Raw genomic sequence first — 3,955 nt, forward strand, 5'->3', positions numbered from 1 at the left:
TAAAAGTTAGAATGACAGCAGGTGTTTAGATGAGGTATTTTACTTATTTCCTAACTTTTATAATATCTTTTATTTTCTTTTTTGCATATAACTTTCCTGTAAGGGAAGTCTTCGGTAGTTTTCTATCAAAAAATGGAATTTCTTATAAAAGTATAAAAGGAAATCTTTTTACCTTTAAAATTAAAGAACTGGAATATAAAAATTTCAGGGTAGAAGATATTAAAATAAAAAATAGTATATTTAAAATTTATGCATTAATAAATAAAAAGCAAAAACTTTATATATATCCTTTCAGTAAATCTGCAAAAATAAAGCTTAAAAATTTAAAACTTGAAAATTATCAGATAAAGCCTCAGGTTTTTGGAAATTTAAACACAAAAAATGTAAATATTAAACTAAAAAGGCAATATATCCTTATATCATCTAACCTACAGTTATTTTTATCTAAAACAAACTTTCCATTTGTTAACAACATAAAAATTTCTGCAGATATAAAACCTGAAGAAAACTTTAATAATTTAAAAGCAAACATAAGCTCCCAAAATATAAATGGAGCTTTTAATGGTAAAGTTTATTTACCTGTAAATATTTCGCAGGGAAAAGTTGAAGGAATTTTTAGTGGGGAAATCTTTAATTCTCAAGTAAATAAGAATATAAGTATAAAATTTAAAAATTTACTTTCAGGAAGGTTTAGATTTTGATAAAGGTAGGTCTTACAGGTTCTATAGGGACAGGAAAGTCGACTGTGTCCCAGATTTTTAAAAAACTTGGTGCTTATGTAATAGATGCTGATAAGGTTGTACACAAACTGCTTGAAAATGAAAAAGTGAAAAGGGAAATTGCAGAGGTTTTTGGAAATGAGGTTTTTAACACAAATGGAGAAATTGATAAAAAGAAACTCGCTAAAATAGTGTTTAACTTTCCTGAAATGAAGAAAAAACTTGAAAAAATTCTCCATCCAAAAGTAAGACAGGAGATAGAAAATTTCATAAAAGAAGTTTATAAAAGGGACAAAAATGCAGTAATTATTGCAGAAATACCCCTTTTAATAGAGACAGGTTTGTATAAAAATTACGATAAAATTATTGTGGTATATGCACCTAAGGATTTACAGATAAAAAGGCTTTTAAGTAAAGGATTTTCAAAAGAAGAGGCATTAAGTAGAATAAATTCCCAGATTGATATTGAAGAAAAGTTGAAGTATGCAGATATTGTTATTGAAAATACCGGAAGTTTAGAGGAACTTGAAGAAAAAGTTAAAAAAGTTTATGAGCAGTTAAAACAAGAGGCTGAAGAAAAATGAGGATTGTTATTAGTCTACTTTTAGTATTTTTTACAGCGTTTTCACAGCCTTACAGCGATGTAAGACTTGAAATAATATCAAAAATTAAAAAGCTTCAGGAAGAGAAAGAAAAGGTAAAAAGCAAGTCAGAGAGAAAAAAGATTGAAAATAAAATTAAAAAACTTAAAGAGCTTTTAAAAAAGTATGAAGAAAGTAATATTACTGCTGGTTAGTTTTTTTATAGTTTTTTCCTGTACAAAAACAGATAAACCTGCAGATAAAGTAGTTGAAATAAAAGTTTCAAAAAACGGATATGAGCCAGACGTTATTCATTTAAAGAAAGGGCAGGTTGTTTTATTTAAAATTACAGCTTTAGATGAGGGAATTGGAGATGATTACACTGAAAAATACTACGGGCACTGTTTTTATATACTTCCTCCTTATGATGTAATGGTTGAGAACATAAAAAAAGGAGAAACAAAAGAAGCTAAAGTAAAAATGATATATCCGGGAAAATTTTTATTTACATGTCCTTACTGCTCTGGAATATTCCCAACAAAAGGTGAGATTATAGTGCATTAATAATTTCTTCAAATGATGGTTTTTTAGGAACAAAATAAACGTTAAAACCTTTGCTTTCTACGGCTTTTTTTGTTGTATTTCCTATTGTAATTATTTTTGTGTTATTAAGCAGTTTTTCATAGTTTTTGAAATTTTCCATAAAAGAGTAAAAGGTTGAGGGACTGGAAAAAATAACATAATCAATTTCTCCTTTTATCAGAAGTTTTGAGCATTCTTTATAATTTTCAGGTTTATTAAAAATAGTTTTATAGACAATTAGTAAATCTAAGTTTTTATTATTTATCTCCTGTCCCTTTTCTGCTCTTATGAAAAGAAATTTTTTGTCTTTAAACTGTTTTTCTTGAATTAGTTTTTCTATTCCTCTGGCACTGTTTATTTCAGGTATGATAATTTCATCAAATCCAAGATTTTTTAAATATTTTTTTGTTTTTTCTCCAACTGCAATAACTTTCTTATGCAAAATTTTTTCAAGAGGGATACTTTTTAAAAAATATTTAACGGCATTCTTGGAAGTAATAATTAAATAGTCATATTTATCCAGGTCAGGAGGATTAAATTCTATTTTGGTTGTTTTGATTAAAGGGCAGTAAATTATATTTAAGTCTTTTTCTTTTGCTATTTTTTCTAACTTATTATCTAATTTTTCTTCTCTTGTTATTAAAATATTTTTCATATTAAAAATACATAGTCATTTTTTTCTAAAATAAAAGTGTCCTCTGGATTTAACTTAATTACTCCTTTTCTTTCAATTGCTATAGGTAAGTATCCTTTTTCTCTCATTGCGATTAAAAGCTGTCCAAAGTTTTCAAATCTTCCTAAATTGGAAACTTTTATTTTTTTGATGCCTGTTTCTTTATCTATAAGGGTTTTGACTAAATCTGTAGTTCCAGGGTTTAATATACCTGCAAAAAGCATTTTACCTATCAACTGACCATGAATTAAAACTTCCTTTACTCTCATTCTTCTTTTAAATATATCTGCGTCTTCATCAAGTAAAACTTCAACGTATATGTTCGCAGAAGGATTTATGTTTGATATTATCATAGCGGCAAGGGCAGTCCTTGCATCAATATTTCTTTCACTTAGACCCTCTTCCCTTTCTGCAACAATTATTACATCTGAAGCCTTATCTATACTTACATCCATCAAAATATTATCCTGTATAAAATCTCCTTTTTTATATCCTATAAAAGAAGGAAGTTCTATCCCTATCTCTGATTTTGGTACATTTGTAATTACTACAACACCTTTTTCTTTTTCTATTCCTAAAGATATGATTTGTTCAACAACTTCTTCTGCTGTTTCATTCCATCCACATATCACTATATGATTTTCAAGGTTTGGCAATTTAAGTTCACCTCCTTTAATATCTAAAAGTCTTCCAACAAGAGCTGCTGAAAATGTACCTGTTAAAGCCGAAACAAGAGCTATTCCTCCACCAACAAGTAAAGATGCAAAAAACTTACCTTCTGGAGTTATAGGTGTAATATCACCATATCCAACAGTTGCAACAGTGATAAGACCCCAATAAACGGCGTCCCACATATTTGAGAATAATTTATTTCCTGCGTTATATTCGTATATGTAAACAATTAGTGAAATGGAAAAAATCCAGCCAGCAAGGGATAGATATATGAAAGCAAATAAAAAGCTGTGTTCTTTTAAAGCTATAAATAAGCTTTTTAAAGTTCCTCCGTATCTTATTATTTTGAGAATTCTTATGACTCTTAAAATTCTAAAAGCTCTAAATGGTCTAAATAAAGGTAGTATTGAAAGTAAATCTATTATTGCGTAAAGAGTGAACATCCATTTTACTTTAGGTTTGAAAGCCTCTATTAAAGCAAGAAGGATATTTTTTTTCTCATTGTATGCTCTGGTAAAATCTTCCCAGAAATCTGATATTACCCACCAGCGGAGTATGTATTCTATAAGAAAAAAATACAATGCAAATGTTTCATAGTTGTTAAAAAAACTATTTAAATCTGGAGGTATCCTTTTCTCTACAGAAGGAATATATTCTAAAAATATACTGATAGATGAAGTAATTACAACAAATAAGGCAAAAATATCATAAATTTGTTTATTAGGGCT

At 28.0% G+C, this 3,955-nt stretch carries 6 protein-coding genes; 4 read left to right on the plus strand and 2 right to left on the minus strand.

Translation table 11 applies throughout. From position 1 onward, the window contains the following. Window positions 1-29: 29 nt before the first annotated feature. Genes HG1285_RS05550 through HG1285_RS05535 form a run of 4 tightly spaced genes read left to right on the plus strand, consistent with a single transcriptional unit; the run spans window position 30 to window position 1,864 of the window. Window positions 30-701, plus strand: coding sequence for a hypothetical protein (locus HG1285_RS05550; protein ID WP_008288368.1), 672 nt, complete (start codon window positions 30-32; stop codon window positions 699-701). Then, window positions 698-1,303 (plus strand): dephospho-CoA kinase, encoded by a 606-nt coding sequence (gene coaE / locus HG1285_RS05545; RefSeq protein WP_008288369.1) that lies wholly within the window; start codon window positions 698-700, stop codon window positions 1,301-1,303. The genes HG1285_RS05550 and coaE overlap by 4 nt, the downstream gene beginning before the upstream one ends. After that, entirely contained in the window at window positions 1,300-1,515 is a 216-nt protein-coding gene (locus tag HG1285_RS05540; RefSeq protein WP_008288370.1) for a hypothetical protein, read from the plus strand. Before coaE ends, HG1285_RS05540 begins: the two co-directional genes overlap by 4 nt. Further along, window positions 1,487-1,864 (plus strand): cupredoxin domain-containing protein, encoded by a 378-nt coding sequence (locus HG1285_RS05535; protein WP_008288371.1) that lies wholly within the window; start codon window positions 1,487-1,489, stop codon window positions 1,862-1,864. Before HG1285_RS05540 ends, HG1285_RS05535 begins: the two co-directional genes overlap by 29 nt. Here the strand turns inward: HG1285_RS05535 and HG1285_RS05530 are convergent. Both HG1285_RS05530 and HG1285_RS05525 read right to left on the minus strand, forming a co-directional pair. Beyond that, window positions 1,851-2,537: a uroporphyrinogen-III synthase gene (locus HG1285_RS05530; protein WP_008288372.1), complete on the minus strand. Its 687-nt coding sequence runs from the start codon at window positions 2,535-2,537 to the stop codon at window positions 1,851-1,853. The two genes, HG1285_RS05535 and HG1285_RS05530, sit on opposite strands and share 14 nt — an antisense overlap. After that, window positions 2,534-3,955 (minus strand): ion transporter (locus tag HG1285_RS05525; protein WP_008288373.1); only part of this gene is annotated, 1,422 nt, incomplete at its 5' end. The genes HG1285_RS05530 and HG1285_RS05525, both read right to left, overlap by 4 nt.

The sequence above is a fragment of the Hydrogenivirga sp. 128-5-R1-1 genome, assembly GCF_000171895.1.

Excerpts from the sequence above, each read along its gene's own strand:
- HG1285_RS05550 (WP_008288368.1), top strand. The coding sequence starts at position 30 with ATGAGGTATTTTACTTATTTCCTAACTTTTATAATATCTTTTATTTTC.
- HG1285_RS05540 (WP_008288370.1), top strand. The coding sequence starts at position 1,300 with ATGAGGATTGTTATTAGTCTACTTTTAGTATTTTTTACAGCGTTTTCA.
- HG1285_RS05535 (WP_008288371.1), top strand. The coding sequence starts at position 1,487 with ATGAAGAAAGTAATATTACTGCTGGTTAGTTTTTTTATAGTTTTTTCC.
- HG1285_RS05530 (WP_008288372.1), bottom strand. The coding sequence starts at position 2,537 with ATGAAAAATATTTTAATAACAAGAGAAGAAAAATTAGATAATAAGTTA.